Origin of the sequence: Pseudomonas sp. D3-10 (assembly GCF_051132175.1) — a bacterium.
In the GTDB taxonomy this organism is placed as follows: domain Bacteria; phylum Pseudomonadota; class Gammaproteobacteria; order Pseudomonadales; family Pseudomonadaceae; genus Aquipseudomonas.
In genome coordinates, this window is sequence record NZ_CP071668.1 from 4,115,016 (window position 1) to 4,137,473 (window position 22,458).

The window sequence follows — 22,458 nt, forward strand, 5'->3', positions numbered from 1 at the left end:
CGCCCTTTCCTCTTTCAGACCGAGCGGACTTCATGGCGTTGCCGACCCTGCGGATCATTGGTTTCATCATCGGCATCTTCCTGATCACCCTGGCGATCTTCATGGTCGTGCCGATGGCCACGTTGCTGGTCTACGAGCGCACCGGCGACCTGCCATCGTTCCTCTGGTCAAGCATGATTACTTTTGTCGCCGGCCTGGCACTGATTCTTCCCGGACGCCCCGAGCACGTCCATCTTCGGCCCCGGGACATGTACCTTTTGACCGTCAGCAGTTGGCTGGTGGTGTGTGTGTTTGCCGCGCTCCCCTTCCTGTTGACCCAGCACATCAGCTACACCGATTCGTTCTTCGAAAGCATGTCAGGCATTACCGCCACCGGCGCGACGGTGTTGAGCGGCCTGGACACGATGTCGCCCGGAATCCTGATGTGGCGATCGCTGTTGCACTGGCTTGGCGGCATCGGCTTTATCGGCATGGCCGTGGCGATCCTGCCGCTGTTGCGCATCGGCGGCATGCGGCTGTTCCAGACCGAGTCGTCCGACCGCTCGGAAAAGGTCATGCCCCGCTCGCACATGGTGGCGCGGCTGATCGTGGCGTCCTATGTGGGCATTACGGTTCTCGGCACGCTGGCGCTCTGGTGGGCCGGGATGAGCCTGTTCGATGCGATCAACCATTCGATGTCGGCGATTTCCACCGGTGGTTTTTCCACCTCGGACCTGTCCCTGGCCAAATGGACCCAGCCAGCGGTGCATTGGGTCACTATTGTGATCATGATCCTCGGCAGCCTGCCGTTCGCCTTGTATGTCTCGACGCTGCGGGGCAATCGCCGGGCGCTGATCAAGGACCAGCAAGTCCAGGGGCTTATCGGCGTGCTGCTGGTCACCTGGCTGGTGCTTGGCACTTGGTATTGGGCGACCACCGACCTGCATTGGCTCGACGCGCTGCGGCATGTGGCGCTGAACGTGACGTCCATCGTCACCACCACCGGTTTCGCCCTGGGCGATTACAGCCTCTGGGGCAATTTCTCACTGATGCTGTTCTTCTACCTGGGTTTCGTCGGCGGCTGCTCGGGCTCGACCGCCGGCGGAATCAAGATTTTCCGCTTCCAGGTCGCCTACATCCTGCTTCGGGCCAACCTTAACCAACTGATCCACCCGCGTGCGGTGATCAAGCAGAAATACAACGGCCATCGCCTCGATGAAGAAATCGTGCGCTCGATCCTGACCTTCTCGTTCTTCTTCGCCATCACCATCTGCGTGATCGCGCTGCTGTTGTCGCTGTTGGGCGTGGAATGGATGACAGCGTTGACCGGCGCGGCCAGTACCGTGTCCGGCGTCGGCCCTGGGCTCGGCGAGACAATCGGCCCGGCCGGCAACTTCGCGCCGCTGCCGGACGCGGCCAAGTGGATCCTCTCGGGCGGCATGTTGCTGGGCCGGCTGGAGATCATCACGGTGTTCGTGCTGTGTATTCCTGCGTTCTGGCGTCACTGACCGGCTTGGCCACGCCCCGCGCCCGATAGTCGCCGGGCGTGGTACCGAACCAACGGCGGAAGGCCCGGAAAAAATTGCTCGGATCGGCAAACCCGAGCAAGTAGGCGACTTCCAGCAAGGTCATGCTGGGTTGCGCCAGGTATTGCTCGGCCAGCTCGCGTCGGGTGTCGTCCAGCAAACTCTGGAAACTGGTGCCCTCTTCCTGCAAGCGCCGCTGCAAGGTGCGCTGGGACAAGTGCAGCGTCTGCGCCACCACGTCACGCTTGGGCTCGCCCTGGGGCAGCAACCGGCACAGCACTTGCCGCGCCTGGTGAGTCACGCGGCTGCCTGAAAACCGCGCCAGGTATTCCCCCGCGAACCGGTCGTGCAGCAGCGCCATGGCCTCGTTGGCCGTGGGCAGTGGTGTTTCCATGTCGTCCTGCTGGAAAATCAGCGCATCGTAGGGTGCGTCAAAAACCAGCGGCGCGCCGAAGGCCTGTCGATAAGGTGCAACGTCAACGGGTTCGTTGCCTTGGAACAGCACTTTCACCGGATGCAAAGTGCGCCCGGTCAGCCAACTGCACAAGGCCAGCGCGCAAGCCAGGGACGCTTCGGCACTTTGCCGGGTGGGCGGGAGGTGGTCGCCGTGCACCGTCAGGATCAGCCCATACCCTTCATCCAAATGGCGGAAGCTCAAGTCGGCGCTTTCGGCAATGATTCGTTGATAACGCACCAACCGGCGGAACCCTTCGGCCAGCGTCCGACTGGACATCAATGCGTAACCGACCACATGGAACGATGCCGGGCGCACCACCTTGCCCATGTTCAAGCCGATGGCCGCATTGCCCGACTGCTCCACCGCAAGCTGCCAGAGCCGTGTCATCGAATCCTGGGGAAAGCGCGCGTCCGGATCGTCCAGCGCCTCGAAATCCAGCCCCAGTTGCTTGAACAGCGCCCGACAGTCCAGGCCGTCCATTTCCAACGCCTTGACAATCCCCATCGCCCAGCTTGAAGAAGTGGTTCGTTCGCTCATGACGTTTACTTGCATGACGAGCCGCAGGGTACGGCTGGATTTGCGGAGGATATCAGTGTCCTGTCATACGAACAGTATTTGTAAGACAGGACACTAGAGTGGCGCTGATTGTCACTGGCCGTTGCGAACGGCCGCTCTAGACTTGGTCATGAGCCATGAAACACCGGTCGCCAGAACAATAACCAAAGAGCCCGCAGTCTTGGAAAACACTAGACGATTCAACACCTTCGCCGAGTTTTATCCGTACTACCTCAGCGAACACCGCAACAGCACCTGCCGACGCTTGCACTTCATCGGTACCTCCCTGGTCCTGCTGGTTTTCGCCACGGCGCTGGTGGTCGGTGCCTGGTGGCTGTGGGTCGCCCTGCCGGTGGCGGGCTACGGTTTCGCCTGGGTCGGGCATTTTTTCTTCGAGAAAAACCGTCCTGCCACTTTCCAACATCCCCTTTACAGCCTGCTCGGTGACTTTGTCATGTACCGCGACATGCTGCTGGGCAAAGTCGCGTTCTAGGAGGGCTGTCGATGAATTCTCACGCACGCTTCACCCACATGCGGGACGGGACCCAGGAAGACTGGGCGATCATCGCGGCCGACTTCAGCGCCTATGCGCGGCAGCTGCCGAGTCGGGTTCTCGCTCATTTGAAATTGCTCGACGGCGATTTTGGCGGGTTCCCGGTGGATCGCATGACCCATTCCCTGCAAACCGCCACGCGCGCCTACCGCGACGGGCGGGACGAGGAGTACGTGGTCTGCGCCCTGCTTCATGACATCGGCGATACGTTGGGCACCTACAATCATCCGGACATCGCCGCGGCGATCCTCAAGCCGTTCGTCAGCGCCGAAAACCTGTGGATGGTGGAAAAACACGGGATTTTCCAGGGCTACTACTTTTTCCATCACTTGGGCATGGACCGGCATTTGCGCGAGCAATTTTGCGAACATCCTCAGTACCAGGCGACCATCGACTTCTGTGCGAAATACGACGCCGCGGCGTTCGATCCCGAATACGACACGCTGCCGTTGAGCTTCTTCGAGCCGATGCTGGAAAGGGTGTTCGCCGCGCCGAAGCAATCCATCTACAAGGCGGCGATGGCCGAACAGCTCTGAATTCTTGCAGACGCAGCCACAGGTTCTAAGTGAGTGGATAGACAGGCCGGCGCTCTAAGCAGGCTCAGCCACTTTCAACTCAGCCTTGAGCAGCGCCTCCCGCGCCTGGGCGTCCGCCAACCGATACAGCTCGATCGTCCCATCCCAATGTTCGATCAGCGCCGTGCAGGATTCGACCCAGTCGCCGCAGTTAAGGTATTCCACCTCGCCCACCTTGCGAATCTCGGCATGGTGGATGTGCCCGCAGACCACCCCGTGCAATTCACGCTTCACGCATTCATGGGCGATGGCTTCTTCGAAATCGCTGATAAAACTGACGGCGGTCTTGACCTTGTGCTTGAGGTACGCCGACAGCGACCAATAGCCGTAGCCGTAACGGGCCCGCCAATGGTTGAGCCAACGGTTCAGCGTCAGGGTGAATTCGTAGGCCCAATCCCCAAGGAACGCCAACCAACGGTGGTAACGGGTAATGACATCGAACTGATCGCCATGGATCACCAGCAGGTGCCGGCCGTCGGCGGTGACGTGCACCGCTTCGTCCACCAACTGGATATTGCCCAGTATCAGCTTCGAATAACGCCGCAGGAATTCGTCATGGTTGCCGGTGACATAGATCACCTCGGTGCCGCGCTTGCTCATGGTCAGCAGGCGGCGAATGACATTGGTATGGGCCTGGGGCCAATACATGCCGCTGCGCAGTTTCCAGCCGTCGATGATATCGCCCACCAGATAGACCTTGTCGGCGTGGTAGCCCTTGAGGAAGTGCGACAGGTGTTCGGCCTGGCAATCCCGAGTGCCCAGGTGCACATCGGAAATCCACAGGGTGCGTACACGTTGCTTGCGGCTGGGCCTGGCGAGCTCGGCGCTGGTCATGGGGGCAACCCTCTGATCGTTTTCACCACAGTGCACCCGAGCGGTTAATGCTCCGTGACAGCAATAAGTCGATTACATGACAGCGCGGGGCGCCGCGCCCTCGGTGTAGACTGGCCGCCTGACAAGGGAGACTGCGATGAGACCGATCCTCACGCTACGCCACTACAGCCACGATCTGATTGTCCACAGCCACGACCACGCGCAACTGGTGTTCGGGTTGTCTGGCGCGCTGGACTTCGAAGTCGAAGGGCGTGGCAGCCAGGTGGTGCAGCAGAGTTTCGTGGTGGTACCGGCCGGTGCTCATCATGCGTGCGGCAGCCCCCGGGGCAGCCGTTGCCTGGTACTGGACGTGCCGGATGATGAATGGATCGGGCAATGCCTGGGCGACCATGCCGATGCCAGCCGCCGATTACTCGACAACAACACCCGCCTGCCCCTGGATGCGGGGCAAAGCCAACTGGTCAGTTGGTTGGCGGGCAGCCCGGTAGACGACCCGGTGATTGCACAGCAAGGCGCGGTACTGTTGCTGGCCAGCCTCAACGGCGGGCGTGTGGAAACCACCGGTGGCCGGCGCCTGCCCTACGCGGCGCTCAACGCTCACATCGACCAATATGCCGCTTATCCGCTACAGGTAGCGGACCTGGCGCAAGTCGCAGGGCTTTCCAGTGCTCGCCTGCACGCCCGTTTCGTCGCCGAATGCGGCCAGACACCGATGGAATACATCCGCAGCCGCCGCTTGCACAAGGCACTTGAGCTGCTGCGTGACTCGCAGTTGGCGATCGGCGAGATCGCCCATCGCGTTGGCTACAGCTCGCAAAGCGCTTTTGCCGCAGCCGTGCAGCGCGAATTCGGCGTCCCGCCGGGCAAGCTCCGGCAACCGCGCTAGTCTCGCGCTAAAAATCGCTAGGATCGCGACAGACGAAAGCGCTTGGCAGCGGGCTTAATAGCCGAACGTCCCACCGTTGAACAAGGATTGCAATGACACCCCGTACCGCCCTCGGCGCCCTGCACATCGGCGCACTCATGTTCGGCCTCACCGGCGTGTTCGGTAAGCTCGCCGCAGCCTCGCCGGCCGTCATCGTGTTTGGTCGCGCGGTGTTCGCCGTGCTGGCGCTGGCGGCGTTTGCCCGGTTCGCCAGCCCTACCCGCTGGGAAAAGCTGCGGGGCCGGGACCTGCGCAGGTTGCTGCTTGGCGGGCTGTTGCTCACCGGGCACTGGGTGAGTTTTTTCATTTCAGTGAAAGTCGCCGGCGTTGCGATCGCCACCCTGGGATTCGCCAGTTTTCCGGCCTTTACGGTGCTGCTTGAAGGGCTGATTTTCCGCGAGCGCATCCGCGCCAACGAAATCCTCTTGGTGGTGCTGGTGAGCGTCGGCCTGGTGTTGGTCACGCCAACCTTCGACCTGGCGAGCGGCGCTACCACCGGGCTGCTCTGGGCGGTGGCCTCGGGGCTGTTGTTCTCGTTGTTATCACTGACCAATCGCGCCGGTTCAGGACACGTGCCCCCGGTGCAGGCCGCGCTGTGCCAGAACGTCGTGGTCGGACTCTGCCTGTTGCCAATGGCCGCGCCGCAATTGGCCGACGTTCGTCCGCTCGACTGGTTGTGGATCGGCCTGCTCGGGGTGTTCTGCACCGGCCTGGCCCATAGCCTGTTCGTCGCCAGCCTCGCGGTGATCAAGGCCCGCACCGCCGCGGTGGTGTTCGCCATGGAGCCGGTCTACGGCATCACCATCGCCTGGCTGCTGTTCGACGAAGACCCGACCCTGCGCATGTTGCTCGGTGGCGCGCTGATCATCGTTGCGATCGTGGTGTCGAGCCAGCTGGACGGCACAAAGAAATCCAGCGCCGGTGCCCAGGCCCCGTCTCACTGAGCCCGGTCACTGGATTCTGTCGTTGTGCCCCAGGTCGCGCTCCGGGTCGATCTGGTCGCGGACCCGCTGCTTGAGCACCTTGGCCTCGGGAAAACCTCCATCCGCCTTGCGCTCCCAGATCTGGGTACCATCGCAGCCAATGTGGAAAACCCCACCGGTGCCTGGCACCAGGGACACCTTGCCGAGGTCGTCGCCGAACGTGCTTAGCAGTTCCTGGGCCAACCAGGCGGCACGCAGCAGCCATTGGCACTGTGTGCAATAAGTGATGACGATTTCCGGTTTCTGCGCGGTCATGGGATCAACTCCTGGTTGCAAAGGCGTCGTTATACTACTCGCCTTTGATTGCCTACCCGGAATTGACGATGCGCCGCCTGCTGCCTTGCCTGCTACTTTTGCTATTGCCCCTGCTCGGCCAGGCCAACGAGCCCGCCGTCGAAACATCGCGCCCGAAGATCGGCCTGGTACTGTCCGGCGGCGCGGCCCGTGGCCTGGCCCACATCGGCGTGCTCAAGGCCCTGGAGGAACAAGGCATCAAGATCGACGCCATCGCCGGCACCAGCATGGGCGCGGTGATCGGCGGCCTCTATGCCTCGGGCTACAAGATCGACGAGCTGGAAAAACTCGCCCTGGGCATTGATTGGCAACAAGCCCTGTCCGATGCCCCGCCGCGCAAGGACGTACCCTTCAGGCGCAAGCAGGATGACCGGGATTTCCTGGTCAAGCAGAAACTGAGCTTTCGCGACGACGGCAGCCTCGGCCTGCCGCTGGGAGTGATCCAGGGACAGAACCTGGCCCTGCTGCTCGAAAGTCTCCTGGCCCACGCCAGTGATACCCGGGACTTCGACAAACTGCCAATCCCCTTCCGCGCCGTGGCGACCGACATCGCCACCGGTGAAAAAGTCGTGTTTCGCAAGGGCCACCTGCCCAAGGTCATCCGCGCCAGCATGTCGATCCCGGCCGTGTTTGCGCCGGTGGAGCTGGACGGCCGCCTTCTGGTGGACGGTGGCATGACCGACAACATCCCTTTGGATGTGGCTCGGGAAATGGGGGTGGACGTGGCCATCGTCGTTGATATCGGCACCCCACTGCGCACCCGCAAGCAACTGGTCACGGTGGTGGACGTGCTGAATCAGTCAACGACGCTGATGACCCGGCGCAACTCCGAAGAGCAATTGGCCACGTTGGGGAAAGATGACGTGTTGATCCAACCGGCCCTGGCAAGCTTCGGTTCCACCGACTTCGGACGAGCGCAGGAAATAGTCGATGCCGGTTACCGCGCCACACGGATACTCCAAACGCGCCTGGCGCACTTGCGTCCCGCCGAGCCGGCCGACGCCGAACTGCTGGCGGCGCGCACCCCGAGCGAGCGCACCCCGGTCATCACCGCGATCCGGGTGGAAAACGATTCGAAAGTCGGTGACGACGTGATCCGCTATTACATTCGCCAGAAGATCGGCGAGCCGCTGGATCTGGGGCGCCTGCAAACCGACATGGGCACGCTGTACGGCCTGGATTATTTCGAGCAGGTGCAATACCGCGTCGTACACAAGGGCGCGGACAACACGCTGGTGATCAATGCCCGGGGCAGACGCACCGGCACCGATTACCTGCGCGTGGGCCTGAGCCTGTCGGACGACATGCGCGGCGACAGCGCCTTCAACCTTGGCGCCAGCTATCGGGTCAACGGTATCAATCGACTGGGTGCGGAATGGCTGACCCGGGCGCAGATCGGCGACAAACAGGAGCTGTACAGCGAGTTCTACCAACCGCTGGATGTCGGCTCGCGCTACTTCGTCGCGCCCTATGGACGGTTCGAATCGCGCAACGTCGATTCGATCCTCGACAACGATCCGGTGGCCCAGTACAGGGTCGAGCGCTATGGCTTTGGTCTGAACCTGGGTCGCCAGATCGGCAACAGCGGGGAGATCCGCTTCGGTGTCGGCCAGGCCTGGGGCAAGGCCGACGTGCGCATCGGCGACCACGACCAGCCCAGCGAGAATTTCAATGAGGGCTTTTACGAGCTCAAGTATTCCTTCGACTCCCTGGACAACGTGTACTTCCCCCACGAAGGCGAAGACATCGGTTTGTCCTGGCGTCAGTACGAACCGGGCCTGGGCTCGGACCAGCGCTACCGCCAATGGGAATTCAAACTGGACAAGGCCCTGAGCAGCGGCCCGGATACGTTCATCCTGGGCGGTCGCTACGGCCGCACCCTCGATACCGCCGAAGTAGTGACCTCCAGTTTTGTCCTCGGCGGCGCTCGGCAATTATCAGGCTTTCGCGAGGACGGGATATCCGGCCAGAACATGAGCCTGATGCGCGCCGTGTATTACCGCAGGCTCACGCCTCGGGCCTACCTGCCGTTGGATTTCCCGCTGTATATCGGCGGCTCGCTGGAGCGTGGTCGGGCCTGGAACAACGACAACGAGTTCGACAGTGGCTACATCAATGCCGCCAGTGTCTTCTTAGGCTTCGACACGCCGCTGGGCCCCTTGAACTTCAGCTATGGCGTAAATGACGACGATGAGCAGGCGGTGTATTTGAACCTGGGGCAGACGTTCTAAAGAACACAGCCCCTACCTTGTGGGAGCGAGCCTGCTCCCAAATGCGGTAGACCGGCTAGCACTGGCTGTGAATACACAACTGTCATCCCGAGCAGGCGCGCGCCCACACAGGATTCCCGTCGGCCTTGCAATCGTCTCAGCGAATCCCGGCGAGCAAAACCCGGGCGGTTTCCCTGAGCGGTTCATCGCCCTCTTGCAGCAGCTCTTCCAGCAACGTGATGGCGCTCTTCAGATCGCCCTCGTCGATGCAATTCTGGGCTTCTTCGAGTTTCTCCGAGTGCTCCGATGTGTGCGGTTCGAAGGAGACAGGTTCGAGGGAGAGGGATTCGAATTCGGGTTCAACGGGCGCTGGCTCCAACTCCAGCGCTTGCTCCTCATCGGCAAACCCATCGAGGAAATCATCGTCCAACGACTCCGTTTCCAACGGCGCGCCCCATTGCAGGTCCGTCTCATCGAAGCCCGATAGGGTCAGCGTATCGGCGGCAGCGGCCGGCGGTTTTGGGGGCTCTGGGGATGCCCGTTGGTCATCGGCCAGGTCCCAGCTGTTCTCCAGGGAAAGTCCATCCAGGTTCAACTCGAACTCATCGCTGGGCGCGGCCACAGGTTTCGGCGCGGGCACTGGTGCCTGGAGTTCTGTCGGCGTTTGCGTCGCAGCATTAACGAGGGTCACCCTGGGGTAACGCTTGCGGACGTCTTCCAGTGCCTGGCGATCGACGCCCTGGGCCGATAAATGGCTCTCCTGGGCCTGGAAGCCGATCACATCGCCCTGCTTGCCCAATACATCCAGCAACTTCAGGCCCAGGTCGGTACGGTCCGGCTCGGCCAGCAGTGCCGCGCGCAGCAGCCCCGCGGCTTCAGTGAAACGGCCATACGTCAGGTAGATCCCAACGCCCTCGAGCACGTCTCCCAAAGGCGCATCGCCATTGTTGAACGACGAGGCGACCTCGGGATGCTCTTTGTCGGCACTCTCGGCATAGGTTTCGGTGTCGTCATCCAGGGCCAGGTCCGGACGCTCGGCCAATGGCACAGGCCTTGTCACTTCCCGTTGTTGACGGTGACGAAGGAACAGCAAAAGCGCAAGCAACCCAACCAGCCCCACCAATCCCCCTACCCACAACCAGTCGACGCCTTCGGTTTGCGTCGCTGGTGCTGTCTCGTCCATCGGCAAGGCTTCGGCGGGTTCGGTTGATTCGGCAGGTTCCGGAGCAAGTTCCGAGGTGATCTCAGGTGACGATGCCTGGGTCAGTTGCGCCTGGAGATCGCTGATCTGCTGGCGTTGAGCGGCGATTTCCTGGTCCTGAGCCTGGATCCTGGCTTGCAGTTGTTCGATAGTCTGCTGTTGCTGCTGGCCTTGCAGCACACTGGCTGCCAATTGCTCGGCATTGTTGTCGGGCGCGGCGGGAGCCGGGCTGACAGCACTCTGGGCTGGAGCAGGCAGGATGGCCGAATCGGGAAGCAACAAGCGTTGGCCGATGGAAAGTCGCTCGCTGCCGGGGTTCAAGGCCTGTATCCCCTGCATCAGTTCATTGACCGATGCATTGCTGCCCGCATCGTGCAGGCGCTTGGCGATGATCCAAGGGTTGTCGCCCTGCACCACGGTGTAGCGTTTGCCCTGTGTGGCCGGAGGCGGCTTGATGGCTGCCTTTGTTTCGGCCGGGGCGGAAGGCTCATCAACAGACGGAGCTATGCCGGGCGCGCCCGGTGGATCGATCAACACGGTGTATTCGCGCAACAAACGCCCGTTGGGCTGATTGAGCTGCACCAGAAAGTTGAGAAACGGCTCCTCCACCGGTTTGCTGGACGTCACCCGAATGAAACTGCGCCCGCCACGCAGCACGGGGGTAAAGCGCAAATTATTGAGGAAGAATACCCGCTCCACGCCCGCACGACTGAAATCCTCCGCCCCCGCCAGGCTGGCGGACAGGTCGCCCTCGCTGAGGCCCGCCGCGTCAACCAAGGCGATATCGGCGCGCAACGGCTGGTTCAGGGCGGAATGGAGCGTGATCTCACCCAGCCCCAGCGCCGACGCCAGGGCTGGAAATCCCAGGACACCCACGACGACCGACACGTTGATCCAACTGCGCAACGTGGACTGCAAACTTTCAAGCATGGGTATCCCTTTGATCAACGACCTATGCGAAACGCTTCCAATACGATCGCTTAGTACTGGTTATAGTTCGCTAACCGTCGAATCTCAAAAGTCGGATGCCAGGGATATGCCTCAGGATTTTTCAAGGTTGGCCAGGATCGTGCCGTGAACCCGCATGCAAACCCGCATGTCCGCTTCATCGACGCCCTCGAACAACTCCCGGCGCAACTGCGTGGCAATGGTTTCGATTTGTTCGATCAGCGGTAACGCCGGGGCGCACAGCACGATTTTCTTGGCCCGACGGTCTTCGGCCACGGCTTGGCGTTGCACCAGCCCCTGGGTTTCCAGGCTATCGAGCAAGCGGGCCAGGGTCGGGCCTTCGACGGCGACACTCTGGGCCAACTCGCGTTGGGTCGGCGCCTGCTCGAAACGGGCCAGGTGCAGCAGCACCAGCCAGCGCGCCTGGGACAGGCCCAGTCCGGCGAGACGACGATCCAGTTCGGCGCGCCAGCCTCGGGACATTTGCGCCAACTGCATGCCAAAACGGTGTTGATCGGTCAAAGGCATAAAAAACTCATCAAATCTGAAATAGAGAAAAACTAATTATTAGTCAGCTAAGCATGAGCTTGAGGTTCAGGCAAGGCTCGCACTGTAGTGAATCGTTAAAGGAATGTAACTGGCTGATCAGACTTCAAATTCCGATTGCAATGCAGCCCTGACGCAATACAAAACTCCTTCTGGGACACGTCCTACAAACAATGCGGCAACTTCCGATACGGGAGGCAACTCGCCCTCCCCATCGAGGAACGCATCCTGAACCTCGCCCATCAATTCTTCAGGCAGATCCAGCGCCTGCTCCAGGGACAGTTGTTGCTCGCCAATGGCCTCGGCCAGCATCGTGTAGACGTTCTTTTCCGAGCATTGCAACTGTCCGGCAATCTGCAGCGGGGTCATGCCGGCTCGAGCCAAGGTGATGAGTTCGTGGCGTACATCGGCCACCGCTGGCGGTGTCTCGGCTTCGCCGCCCAACACCTGGAGGAAGGCCTCGCCGTAACGCTCCAGCTTGCGCGCGCCGACACCACTGACCCGGGCCATTTCCGCCAGGGAAGTCGGTTGGCTGCGGAGCATTTCCAGCAAAGTGGAATCGGGAAAGATGACATACGGCGGTACACCGTGTTCCTCGGCCAGCTTGCGACGCAGGGCGCGCAAGGCTTCCCACTGATCGCGCTCTTCGCCGCGCACCAGTTGGCTGGCCTGGCTCTTGCTGCTCTTGACCGCTGTCGCGGGCTTGAGGTCGCGGCGCAGCTCCAGGGTGACCTCACCCTTGAGCAAGGGGCGGCAACTCGCGCTCAGGCGTAAGCCGCCGTAGCCTTCCAGGTCGATGTCCACCAGCCCGCGGGCCACCAGTTGCCGGAACAATGACCGCCATTCGCTTTCGCTGCGGGCCTTGCCCACGCCAAAGACTGACAAGTGCTGATGACCGAAACCACGGACCTTCTCGTTGTCCTTGCCCAGCAGCACATCCACCAGATGCCCCACGCCATAACGCTGGCCCGTGCGATAGATCGTCGAGAGTGCCTGGCGGGCAGGCTCGGTGGCGTCCCAGGTCTCCACTCCATCGACGCAGTTGTCACAGTGCCCGCAAGGCTGGGGCATGTCTTCGTCGAAATAGGCGAGCAGGGTCTGGCGTCGGCAGCGGGTTTCTTCGCACAGTGAAAGCATCGCGTCGAGCTTGTGCTGCTCCAACCGCTTGTGACGTTCATCGCCCTCCGAGTTCTGCAGCATCTGCTTGAGCATCACCACGTCTTGCAGGCCGTAGGCCATCCAGGCATCCGCCGGCAAGCCGTCACGACCGGCACGCCCGGTTTCCTGGTAATAGGCCTCGAGGGACTTGGGCAAGTCAAGATGAGCGACGAAACGCACGTTGGGCTTGTCGATGCCCATGCCGAACGCCACGGTGGCGACCATGATCAAGCCTTCTTCGTTGAGAAAGCGCTTCTGGTGATAGGCCCGCAAGTCATTGGGTAGCCCCGCATGATAGGGCAATGCCGGGAAACCTTGTTCGCTGAGGAACGCCGCCACCTCCTCGACTTTCTTGCGCGACAGGCAATAGACAATGCCCGCGTCGCTGCGCCGCTCCGCGAGGAACGCCAGCAACTGCTTGCGTGGCTGCTCCTTGGGCACGATGCGATAGAAAATATTCGGGCGGTCGAAACTGGAGAGGAATCGCTCGGCGTCTTGCAGATGCAGCCGCTCAATGATTTCTTCACGGGTACGCTTGTCGGCGGTGGCCGTCAGCGCGATCCGCGGTACATCGGGAAACAGCTCCGCCAGTTGTCCCAACTGCAGGTATTCGCGACGGAAATCATGACCCCATTGGGACACGCAGTGAGCTTCGTCGATGGCGAACAGGGCTATTTCCAAGCCCTGTAGAAAAGCCAGCATGCGCGGCTGCACGAGGCGCTCCGGCGCCAGGTACAGCATTTTCACCTCGCCACGCTTGATGCGCGCCGCCAGGTCCCGCTGCTGCTCGGCGCTCAAGGTGGAATTGAGCGATGCGGCGGCGACACCCAGCTCTTCAAGCGTGGCGACCTGGTCATCCATCAAAGCGATCAGCGGCGAAACCACCACCGCCAGACCATTGCGCAGCAGCGCGGGCACCTGGAAACACAAGGACTTGCCACCGCCGGTGGGCATGAGCACCAGGGCATCGCCACCGCTGGCCACGCGCTCAATAATGGCACCCTGGCGGCCACGGAAACTGTCGTAGCCGAAGATGTCCTTGAGAACGCGTTGAGCCTGTTCGAGCATAGAAACTCCAAAATCACCAAAACATCCCTGCAAGGCTGGTTCAGAATCCAAAAGACTGCACCGACAAATCGTAAGTGGGCGTTTCGAACCGGCGGGACGCCGCAGGGCATCACAAAACGCGGCAGTATACCCGAGGGCTTCGTTGCGAAGGGGGTTGCTGACAAGAGGCGCTAGCGGCGAGTGTTGGACCAGGCCCAGACCTGCCACAGATCGCCCTGACATTGAGTCATGCCCGGCCAACGAAGAGGCAAATCCACCACGCGGCTGGCCTGGGCGCTCAAGAAGGCCTAGAATTCCCGCATTGTTTATTCCCCAAGGTAGCCCGTAATGTCCTTCGCTGAGCAACTGACCCGCCTGCAAGTCTTCCTCGACGCCGATGAGCTGCACGAAGAGGCGCTGGATTACGTGGCCGCTCATGGCTATCTGACTGCCCTGTCGATCTGCGCAGAATCGGTGCCCGATCGTGAGTGGATCGACGCCCTGTTCGCCGAAGAACCGCACTACGCCGACGAAGCCCAGCGCGCTGAAATCGAAGCCACGCTGGTGGGCCTCAAGGCCCACATCGCGCGTCAACTGGCTTCCGATGAGGAATTCGAGTTGCCGTGCGAGCTGGACCTGGGCGACGACCCGGACGATTCGGAACTGCGCGGCTGGTGCATCGGTTTCATGGAAGGCGTGTTCCTGCGCGAAGCCGCCTGGTTCGAAACCGCCGAGGAAGAAGTCAGCGAAATGCTGCTGCCGATCATGGTCGGTTCCGGCCTGTTCGACGAGCAACCGGAGTTCGAAGACATTGCCAAGGACGCGAACCTGATGGACGACATGATCGTGCAGATTCCGGAAGCGCTGACGGCCCTGTATCTGCTATGCAACGCACCGGACGAGAAGCCGGCGATTCTCAAGCCTCGCCACCACTGAGTCACCGGGTGCGCGCCCCTATCGGCAAGCGCCCGCTGATCCTGCGTTACGCTCTGCTGGCCGTCGGCTGGCTGAGCGTGGTGCTGGGGGTCATCGGCATCTTCATTCCCGTTCTCCCCACCACCCCCTTCCTCCTCCTGGCCGCTGCCTGTTTCGCTCGCAGTTCGCCGCGCTTCTACCAATGGCTGGTGGAACATCCCCGCCTCGGCCCGTGGATCGGCGACTACCTCAGCGGCAACGGCATCCCGCTCAAGGGCAAGGTCTACGCCATCGGCTTGATGTGGGTAAGCATCCTGCTCTCGTGCTACCTGGTGCCATTGCCGTGGGCGCGGGTCTTCATGCTGACCAGCGCGGTGCTGGTGACGGTTTACATACTCCGGCAAAAAACGCTGCGCCGGCCCTGATGCAGAAGGTCGCGTAGCGTCGCAAAGGTTCTGCACCTTTCGTCGCGAATCGCTGCCGACCTGTCAACCTTGACAGTAGCCAGCGCGCCACGGTCGAGGCTCAATGTCATCATTTCGTCATGCTTCAACCATAGCGTCGCCCCAAGGAGCGTGGTCATGCCCGACATTTCCTTCCCACTCGGTTCCTACGCCAATCAAGTATCGCCTCGCGCCCGCCATGCAGCCAAACGGCTGCCCCCTACCGTGCGTGCCACGTTGCCCTGCCCCAGGTTGGAAGAGGCCTCCCCGCCGGATGTGTTCGACCCTGGCAAAGAGTTCGAAGTCGTTCACGTGCTGATCGAATATCCGCAAATGGCTCGCAACGACATTCTTAGGTGCTATTGGCTTGGGGAAGATTCGTTGGGGTGTACCAGCAGCAAATTGACCGTCTCCGACGTCTTCGAAGGCCGTCCGGTGCGGTTCGCGGTGGGGACAGAATTTGTCATGCCGAACATGGGCCGACGTGTCAGGGTGAGCTATACCTTGTGGCGCGCAGGCACGCGGGAATATGAATACTCATCGGTGCTCAACTTGTTGGTGCGTGAACTCATAGCATGACCCGTTCCAGCAGAGCCCTCCCGTGGCTGAATAGACAACACCCGGCATTTCGCCGGGTGCTGCCCACTTCGTTTCAGCTCAAACCGTGTCCACCTTCAACGAACGATCATTGAGCATTCCGTTGATGATCGTCGCCGTATCAGCCCCGCCAATCATTCCACCCGATCCCGGCGTCACCCCGTAATGGCTGGCAAGATCGATGCCGGCCAGGTCGATGGTCTGGTTCGGCGTGGCGCCCGCGGTGCTGCTGACGTCGATGCTGGTCACGACCGATGCGCCGGTGCCGGTGACGGTGAAGTGCAGGTAGTCGTCCAGGGACGCCGCGCTGCCGTTTTCGCCCAGTAGCAGTTGGGACAGGTCGAGTTTGTCCAGGCCCGGGGTGAAGTCGGTGATGACGTCGTGGCCGCTGTTGCCAGCCTGCCATTGGAAGGTGTCCGCGCCGCTGCCGCCGCTGAGGATGTTATTGCCCAGGCCGCCAATCAAAATGTCGTCGCCGCCCCCGCCGTTGAGCACGTCATGGCCAAGGCCGCCATCGATGCGATTGCCCGAGCCGTCGCCCGTGAGGGTGTCGTTGAAATTCGAGCCAACGAGGTTTTCGATGCCGGCCAGGGTGTCGGTCCCGGCCCCGAGGGTGTTTTGCGCGGCCAGCAGGCCGAGGTTCACAGTGACGCCTGCCGTGGCATGGGCATAGCTGGCGGTATCGTTGCCGGTGCCGCCGTCGAGCAGGTCGTTGCCGACGCCGCTGTAGAGCACATCATCCCCTGCCCCACCGTGCATGGCGTTATTGCCGGTGCCCGCGCTGAGAACATCATCGCCACCGCCGGCGTTCAGCACGTTGTCGCCATTGCCGGCCAGCAGCACGTCGTCGCCCGCCGTCCCCGTCAGGGTGTGACCGGCTTGATAGCTGATGCCTACCCCGGCGCTATCGCTGCCGCCATGGTTGTCGCTGGCGGTGTAGGTGCCATGGAAATCCGGCGTGCTGTTTTGAGCGCCCGCGTAGTTGACCGTCAGGGTCAGCTGGTAGTTTTCCGAGCCATTGCCGTTGCCAGGATTCGGAATATTGGTCACATGGATCTGGTAGTTGCCAGTCGCCGCCGCCGTGAACGAGGCACCGTCGCTGATCGCGATGAAGGGCCCGCCATTCAAGGAGTACTCCATGGCGATGCGGCCCGCGGCCAGGTTGTGATCCAGTTTGAGGGTTTCGCCCTGCTTCAGGCTGATGTTGAGCCGGTCTTCATCGTTGGCGTTGCTGTTCGACACCGCCCCCAGCGCGCCACTGACCACCAGCACCGCTGTCATGCTCGCGGCATTGGCGACGAAGGCGCTGCGGTTCAGGTTGATCGACTGAACGTTGTTGCCGGTGAAGCTGGCCGTACCGATGCTGCCGGTGAAGTCCGCGCCCTTGGCAACCCAGCCCGTGTTGAAACTGGTCGGCGACGCGGTAAGCGGGTCGCCATTGGCGTCGCTGTCGTTGCCCAGCAACAGCTCACCGGGGACTACGATATTGCCCGACAGCACGTTGGTTATGACGTTGTCATCGATCGCCACCGGCGGGCTGTTGGGTTGGACCTTGATGACCAGGTTGGAGCTGGCCAGGTCGCCATCGTTATCACTGAGGGTGTAGCCGATGTTCTCGGTGATCAACGTACCGGTGGTGGTCTGGGAGGTGTAGCTGAACGCCCCGGTGTCGAGGTTCACCACCAGAGTGCCGTCGTGGCCGGTGGCGATGCTGACCGTGTTTGTCACCGTATTGAAGACCCCATGATTGGCGCCACCGCTGGCAGTCAGTGCTCCATGGCCACCGTTGGCGTCCGGGTTGTAGCTGTAGGTCGTGCCGTCCACCAGGAGGCTTTTGACAAATCCGCCATCGGCGCCGAACGAACCGCCCTCCCCGAGCAGGCTGCCGGTGACCGGCACGCCCTGCACGGTGCCGGAAAGCACCGAGTTGAGCTGGTTCAGGTCGGTGACCACGACCGCGTTCGTGTCGGTGTGGGTGCTGCCGTCGTGGGCCAGCGGATCGAGATTGATGTTTCTCGCGCCGCTGCCCAGGCCGATGGCGTAGTTCTTGATGCCATTGGCATCGAGAAAGGCTTTCCACGCGACCTCGTCCGCCGAGCCGATTTCGCCCAAGGTCGGTTTGCCGTCGGAAAAAAAGTAGCCGACGTTTTGTGCGCCAACCAGTTTGCCGGAGGTTGCGAACGCAGTCTGGGCCGTGGCCACGGCCGCGTCGTAATTGGTGTCACCGTGCGCTTTCAGCGCGGCGATCAGCGTCTTGGCCGTTGCAACGTCCACCCAGACGGCACTCTGGTCGGTGGCGCTGCCGCTGAAGGTCACCAGTTGGACTTTCACGTCGCCCATGTCGTCGTATTTGTCGAGCAAGGCGCTGACCGCCTGCTTGGCCAGGTCCATTCGCGAAAGCCCCGGGACACCGGAGGCATCTTTCATGCTGCCGGAGACGTCGAGCACGATCAGCAGGTTCGAGTCGATCTCGGTCGCCGTGACCGAACGCTCGGACGCGACAGCCTTGGGTACGTCATCGACGATGCTGACCACCAGGTTGCCGGTGGTGCTGTTGCCCAGGGCGTCAGTAGCCTGATAGGTGAAGTTCTCGGTCAATACGTTCGGGCCATTGTTGGCATTGGGCGACGTTGCCGCCGCAGACGTCAGCGTATAGGTGTAGGAACCATTGGGGCTGAGCGACAATTGGCCGTGGGCGCCGTTGGCATCACCCACCAGGGCGAACGTGACGGCTCCGGTTGCGCCAGTGACCGAGCCTACCAGGGAGCCAGTCGCGGTTTCGCTGGTGGAGCCTGGCTCGCTGCCGGTCGTGGTGCCGGGCGCCAGGTCCTGGCCGTCCTGTTTCAGGTCCAGGGCCTTTTCGTAGACGGTGATGTCATGGTCGGTCTCGGCAACCAGGCAACTGTTGTGCACATCGATGGTGATGGTCGTGGTGCTTTCATCGCCGTCACCGTCGCGCACGGTGTAGGTGAACACATCAGTTGCACCTGGCGCGCCGACGGAGTCCGGATTGCTGTGATAGACCGCATTGCCGTTGGCATCCAGCGTCAGGTAGCCATAAGCGCCATTGATCTGCGTATTGAGGCCGCCGTTGGCGGGGCTTGAGGTGTCGTTGCCAGCGCGCACGCCAACCACCGTGCCACCGTCGGCACCAAGCACGTCGTTGTGCAAAACGTTGCCGCTGACCGTCCCGCCCTCCACCACCGCTGCGGTATCGCAATGCGCCTTGGGCACATCGTCGACAATATTGATGACGATGGTGCTGGTGACGGTGTTGCCGAGTGCATCCGTGGCCTGATAGGTAAAGCTTTCACTCAGTTCATTCGGGCCATCGTTGGCGGCGGGCGTTGTCGTGGCGGGCGACGTCAGGGTGTAGGTGTAGGAACCGTCCGGGTTGAGCAATAGTTGACCGTGGGCGCCGGTGGCATTGCCGACCAGGGCGAACGTGACGGCGCCAACGGCACCGGTCACCGAGTCCAGCAGGCTGCCGCTGGCGGTTTCGCTGGTGGCGTTCGGCAGGCTACCGGTGACGGTGCCGGGAGCCAGGTCCTGGCCGTCCTGGTTCAGGTCGAGCGCACTTTCACGCACGCTGACTTCATCATCCGGTGCGGCGACAAGGCAGCTGTTATGCACGTCGATGGTGATGGTGGTGGTGCTTTCGTCACCGTCGGCGTCGCGCACGGTGTAGGTGAACACGTCGGTGGCACCCGGTGCGCTGACGGCATTTGGATTGCTGTGGTACACAGCGTTGCCATTGGCATCCAGGGTCAGGTAACCATAGCTGCCGTTGATCTGGGTATTGAGGCCGCCGACGGCCGAGGTCGAGGTATCGCTGCCAGCGCGAACGCCGATCACCGCGCCGCTTGCCGCAGGCCCATCGGCACCGCCCTCATCGTTGTTGAGAACGTTGCCGCTGACCGTCCCGCCCTCATCCACCGAGGCGGAGTCGGCATGAGCGGTAGGCAAGTCATCGACAATGTTCACGTCCAGATTGCCGGTGGCCGTGGTGCCGTTATCGTCCGTGACCACCACGGTAAATTGCTCGCCCAGGCTGTTGGCGCCGCTGGCGTTGGGATGGGCTTCGTTGTCGAGCAAGGTGTAGCTGTAGCTGACCACGCCCGTGGCGGCGTTGAAGCCGGTCACGGTCAGGGTATTGCCCAGCGCCGTGGTGATCGATTGTGGAAATCCGGCGGCCACGCCACCGCTGACCACGGTGATGCCGCCAACGCTCAGGCTCTGCACGCCGTCCAGCGCGGTCACGGTGAAGGTGCCGTTTTGCGTCAGCGCCGACGTGTCCGGGCTGCTGCCGTCGTTGAGGTTGTTTTCCTGCACCGTGAGCTCGCCGCCATCGGTGTCCAGGCCGGTGATGATCACCGGGTCGTCGTTGTTGTGGACTTGCAGCACCAGGTTCGCGGTGCTGGTGTCGCCATCGGCGTCGGTCAGGGTGTAGGTGAAGGTTTCCGTGCCGCTGCCGCCACCATTCAGGCCTTTGAAATCGGTATCGGACGCATTGAGCGTGTAGGTGTAGGACCCATCGGCGTTCAGGACGAGGGTGCCATAGGTGCCGGTGAACGTTCCGGGCGTGATCGGATCGGACGCCACCTGATCGGCACCTTGGGTGTCGTTGGGCAGCACGCTGCCGGTGAGGGTCAGGCTGCTTTCCGACGCGGTGCCGGTGTTGCTGTCGTCCACGGCGTTGGGCACGTCATCGACGATATTCACGTCCAGGTTGCCGGTGGCCGTGGTGCCGTTATCGTCCGTGACCACCACGGTAAATTGCTCGCCCAGGCTGTTGGCGCCGCTGGCGTTGGGATGGGCTTCGTTGTCGAGCAAGGTGTAGCTGTAGCTGACCACGCCCGTGGCGGCGTTGAAGCCGGTCACGGTCAGGGTATTGCCCAGCGCCGTGGTGATCGATTGTGGAAATCCGGCGGCCACGCCACCGCTGACCACGGTGATGCCGCCAACGCTCAGGCTCTGCACGCCGTCCAGCGCGGTCACGGTGAAGGTGCCGTTTTGCGTCAGCGCCGACGTGTCCGGGCTGCTGCCGTCGTCGAGGTTGTTTTCCTGGACCGTGAGCTCGCCGCCATCGGTATCCAGGCCGGTGATGATCACCGGGTCGTCGTTGTTGTGGACTTGCAGCACCAGGTTCGCGGTGCTGGTGTCGCCATCGGCGTCGGTCAGGGTGTAGGTGAAGGTTTCCGTGCCGCTGCCGCCGCCGTGTAACGCGACAAACTGCGGATCGCTGGTGTTCAGCGTGTAGGTGTAGGTGCCATTGGGATTGAGAACCAAAGTACCGTAGGTGCCGGTAAATGTGCCGCCAATGATCGGCCCGCTGTCAGGGCCGGTGGGAATGCGGTCCGCACCTTGGTGATCGTTGGGCAAAACGTTGCCGGTCAGGCTCACGAGGGTTTCCGACGCGGTACTGGCGTGGCTGTCGTCGATCGCCTGGGGCACGTCGTCGGTGATGTTGACGTCCAGGCTCCCGTTCGCGATATCACCGTCGGTGTCGATTGCCACCACCGGGAATTGCTCGCTGATGGTGTTGGCACCACCGCCCGCCGGATGCGCTTCGTTGTCGGTCAAGGTGTAGCTGTAGGTGACGACGCCAGTGGCGGGGTCGTATCCGGTAATCGTCAGCGTGTTGCCCAGGGCCGAAGTGATGGACTGCGGGAAACCTGCGGGCACGCCGCCGGTGATGACGCTGATGCCGCCGATGCTCAAGCTGCTCAGGCCGTCGGGAGCCGAGATGGTAAAGGTGCCATTTTGCACCAATGCACCAGCATTACTGGCGGTGCCGTCGGCGAGGTTGGCCTCGTTGGCGGTCAATTCGCCACCGTCCACGGTCAGGCCGTCGAGGGTGACGGGGTTGTCTGGGGTCTCAGGAATGATCGGCGCAACGGCTGCGTCGTCGCCATCCGGGTCAGCCGCCACCTCCAGCAGCGGAAATTCGGGTATGCCATTGAAGCCTGCGGTGGGGAAGCCGATCAGTGGATCGACCTGCCCACCGACTTCTTCCAGCAACACAAAACTGTGCCCGCCGCCCACTGCGCCGGGGTTGCCGCCCTCGGCCCCGGCGGCCGTGGCCTCGCCAGTCTGGGTCGGGTCGGCGCCGGCCGCGATGGCTTGCTGCAGCTTCTGCACATCGGTCAGTTGGGCCTCGCTGGGCGTCGGCGTTTGCGGCGTGTCCACCTGCGGCGCCTGCTGATCGGCGAGCAATTGTGGGGTCAAGGTCAAGTCGCTGCCGCGACCCAGGGTCAGCTCATGGCCGTTCTGCAACTGCACCGCGACAGCGCCTTCGGCCCCGGTGACCAGGTGCTCGCCGGCATACAGCCGGTCACCTTCGACCAGAGGACGCCGCAGCCCGCCGACGTCCTGTGCGAAAACCTGCCCTACCACCTTGCTGACGGTACCGATGAGCGCTGCCATGTGCATTCCCTCCGCTGCCAACCACAGTCGGCACCTGTCTGGGTGAAGATCGGTGCTGGGTAGCCGCCAGAATTTGGAAAATCTGCCAGCTTTCGAGACCGTACGAGGGACAGTCAAATTGCCATAACGACAAAAAAACGTCACTCAAAACTGTCTCACTTTTGAACCCTTCAGCACCTCTTCACATCGTTTCAAAAATTATGTGGAACTTTTTATTGACGCCTACAAACCGACGCAACCCTTATTCGGCGAGGCTTTCGCTTTGAACAATGTGCTGGATTTTTCC

General features: G+C 62.0%; 16 protein-coding genes. 9 read left to right on the forward strand and 7 right to left on the reverse strand.

Going from position 1 to position 22,458, the window contains the following annotated elements; genetic code table 11:
- The first annotated feature begins 32 nt into the window (after positions 1–32).
- Positions 33–1,487 carry a TrkH family potassium uptake protein gene (locus J3P90_RS18430; protein WP_420767407.1) on the forward strand — a complete coding sequence of 485 codons (1,455 nt, stop codon included), beginning with the start codon at positions 33–35 and terminating at the stop codon, positions 1,485–1,487.
- Here J3P90_RS18430 and J3P90_RS18435 read toward each other — a convergent pair.
- A complete protein-coding gene (locus tag J3P90_RS18435) occupies positions 1,444–2,499 on the reverse strand; it encodes an AraC family transcriptional regulator (RefSeq protein WP_420767408.1) in 1,056 nt (351 codons plus the stop codon). The genes J3P90_RS18430 and J3P90_RS18435 overlap by 44 nt on opposite strands.
- Before the next feature lie 199 nt (positions 2,500–2,698).
- On the opposite strand from J3P90_RS18435, the gene J3P90_RS18440 reads away from it, so the two are divergent.
- Positions 2,699–3,010, forward strand: coding sequence for an Mpo1-like protein (locus J3P90_RS18440; RefSeq protein WP_434675184.1), 312 nt, complete (start codon positions 2,699–2,701; stop codon positions 3,008–3,010).
- An 11-nt stretch (positions 3,011–3,021) separates the two neighbouring features.
- Positions 3,022–3,606, forward strand: a complete 585-nt coding sequence (locus J3P90_RS18445; RefSeq protein ID WP_434675185.1) for an HD domain-containing protein — start codon at positions 3,022–3,024, stop codon at positions 3,604–3,606.
- Positions 3,607–3,660: 54 nt separating this feature from the next.
- Here J3P90_RS18445 and J3P90_RS18450 read toward each other — a convergent pair whose 3' ends face one another.
- A complete protein-coding gene (locus J3P90_RS18450) occupies positions 3,661–4,479 on the reverse strand; it encodes a UDP-2,3-diacylglucosamine diphosphatase (RefSeq protein WP_420767411.1) in 819 nt (272 codons plus the stop codon).
- A 136-nt stretch (positions 4,480–4,615) separates the two neighbouring features.
- Between J3P90_RS18450 and J3P90_RS18455 the strand changes: the two genes are divergently transcribed.
- Both J3P90_RS18455 and J3P90_RS18460 read left to right on the forward strand, forming a co-directional pair.
- Positions 4,616–5,365 (forward strand): AraC family transcriptional regulator, encoded by a 750-nt coding sequence (locus J3P90_RS18455; protein WP_434675186.1) that lies wholly within the window; start codon positions 4,616–4,618, stop codon positions 5,363–5,365.
- 92 nt (positions 5,366–5,457) lie between these two features.
- Entirely contained in the window at positions 5,458–6,348 is an 891-nt protein-coding gene (locus J3P90_RS18460) for a DMT family transporter (protein WP_420767413.1), read from the forward strand.
- A 6-nt stretch (positions 6,349–6,354) separates the two neighbouring features.
- Here J3P90_RS18460 and J3P90_RS18465 read toward each other — a convergent pair whose 3' ends face one another.
- Positions 6,355–6,642 (reverse strand): SelT/SelW/SelH family protein, encoded by a 288-nt coding sequence (locus J3P90_RS18465; protein WP_420767414.1) that lies wholly within the window; start codon positions 6,640–6,642, stop codon positions 6,355–6,357.
- Positions 6,643–6,710: 68 nt separating this feature from the next.
- On the opposite strand from J3P90_RS18465, the gene J3P90_RS18470 reads away from it, so the two are divergent.
- On the forward strand, positions 6,711–8,912 hold the full coding sequence (locus J3P90_RS18470; RefSeq protein ID WP_434610226.1) for a patatin-like phospholipase family protein: 2,202 nt from the start codon (positions 6,711–6,713) through the stop codon (positions 8,910–8,912).
- Between the two features lie 136 nt (positions 8,913–9,048).
- Here the strand turns inward: J3P90_RS18470 and J3P90_RS18475 are convergent, their stop codons facing one another.
- From J3P90_RS18475 to recQ, 3 genes are all read right to left on the reverse strand, one after another.
- The gene (locus J3P90_RS18475) at positions 9,049–11,022 is read right to left on the reverse strand and encodes a FimV/HubP family polar landmark protein (RefSeq protein ID WP_434675187.1); all 1,974 of its coding nucleotides are present in this window, start codon (positions 11,020–11,022) and stop codon (positions 9,049–9,051) included.
- 111 nt (positions 11,023–11,133) lie between these two features.
- Entirely contained in the window at positions 11,134–11,568 is a 435-nt protein-coding gene (locus J3P90_RS18480; protein ID WP_003199001.1) for a MarR family transcriptional regulator, read from the reverse strand.
- 117 nt (positions 11,569–11,685) lie between these two features.
- Positions 11,686–13,812, reverse strand: a complete 2,127-nt coding sequence (recQ, locus tag J3P90_RS18485; RefSeq protein ID WP_434610221.1) for a DNA helicase RecQ — start codon at positions 13,810–13,812, stop codon at positions 11,686–11,688.
- Positions 13,813–14,139: 327 nt separating this feature from the next.
- Here recQ and J3P90_RS18490 point away from each other — a divergent pair, with 327 nt between their 5' ends.
- The 3 genes from J3P90_RS18490 (at position 14,140) to J3P90_RS18500 (ending at position 15,728) form a co-directional block, all read left to right on the forward strand.
- Positions 14,140–14,727, forward strand: coding sequence for a UPF0149 family protein (locus J3P90_RS18490; protein WP_420767418.1), 588 nt, complete (start codon positions 14,140–14,142; stop codon positions 14,725–14,727).
- An 8-nt stretch (positions 14,728–14,735) separates the two neighbouring features.
- Entirely contained in the window at positions 14,736–15,131 is a 396-nt protein-coding gene (locus J3P90_RS18495; RefSeq protein WP_434562943.1) for a YbaN family protein, read from the forward strand.
- A gap of 156 nt (positions 15,132–15,287) precedes the next feature.
- Positions 15,288–15,728: a hypothetical protein gene (locus J3P90_RS18500; protein ID WP_434675188.1), complete on the forward strand. Its 441-nt coding sequence runs from the start codon at positions 15,288–15,290 to the stop codon at positions 15,726–15,728.
- 78 nt (positions 15,729–15,806) lie between these two features.
- Here the strand turns inward: J3P90_RS18500 and J3P90_RS18505 are convergent, their stop codons facing one another.
- Positions 15,807–22,172, reverse strand: coding sequence for a retention module-containing protein (locus J3P90_RS18505; protein WP_434675189.1), 6,366 nt, complete (start codon positions 22,170–22,172; stop codon positions 15,807–15,809).
- Between the last annotated feature and the right edge of the window lie 286 nt (positions 22,173–22,458).

Bases quoted from the DNA above. Each gene is read 5' to 3' on its own strand.
- J3P90_RS18475 (WP_434675187.1), bottom strand. From the start codon at position 11,022: ATGCTTGAAAGTTTGCAGTCCACGTTGCGCAGTTGGATCAACGTGTCG.
- J3P90_RS18480 (WP_003199001.1), bottom strand. From the start codon at position 11,568: ATGCCTTTGACCGATCAACACCGTTTTGGCATGCAGTTGGCGCAAATG.
- J3P90_RS18460 (WP_420767413.1), top strand. From the start codon at position 5,458: ATGACACCCCGTACCGCCCTCGGCGCCCTGCACATCGGCGCACTCATG.
- J3P90_RS18490 (WP_420767418.1), top strand. From the start codon at position 14,140: ATGTCCTTCGCTGAGCAACTGACCCGCCTGCAAGTCTTCCTCGACGCC.
- J3P90_RS18500 (WP_434675188.1), top strand. From the start codon at position 15,288: ATGCCCGACATTTCCTTCCCACTCGGTTCCTACGCCAATCAAGTATCG.
- J3P90_RS18470 (WP_434610226.1), top strand. From the start codon at position 6,711: ATGCGCCGCCTGCTGCCTTGCCTGCTACTTTTGCTATTGCCCCTGCTC.
- J3P90_RS18435 (WP_420767408.1), bottom strand. From the start codon at position 2,499: ATGAGCGAACGAACCACTTCTTCAAGCTGGGCGATGGGGATTGTCAAG.
- J3P90_RS18445 (WP_434675185.1), top strand. From the start codon at position 3,022: ATGAATTCTCACGCACGCTTCACCCACATGCGGGACGGGACCCAGGAA.
- J3P90_RS18505 (WP_434675189.1), bottom strand. From the start codon at position 22,172: ATGGCAGCGCTCATCGGTACCGTCAGCAAGGTGGTAGGGCAGGTTTTC.
- J3P90_RS18430 (WP_420767407.1), top strand. From the start codon at position 33: ATGGCGTTGCCGACCCTGCGGATCATTGGTTTCATCATCGGCATCTTC.
- J3P90_RS18455 (WP_434675186.1), top strand. From the start codon at position 4,616: ATGAGACCGATCCTCACGCTACGCCACTACAGCCACGATCTGATTGTC.
- J3P90_RS18465 (WP_420767414.1), bottom strand. From the start codon at position 6,642: ATGACCGCGCAGAAACCGGAAATCGTCATCACTTATTGCACACAGTGC.
- J3P90_RS18450 (WP_420767411.1), bottom strand. From the start codon at position 4,479: ATGACCAGCGCCGAGCTCGCCAGGCCCAGCCGCAAGCAACGTGTACGC.
- recQ (WP_434610221.1), bottom strand. From the start codon at position 13,812: ATGCTCGAACAGGCTCAACGCGTTCTCAAGGACATCTTCGGCTACGAC.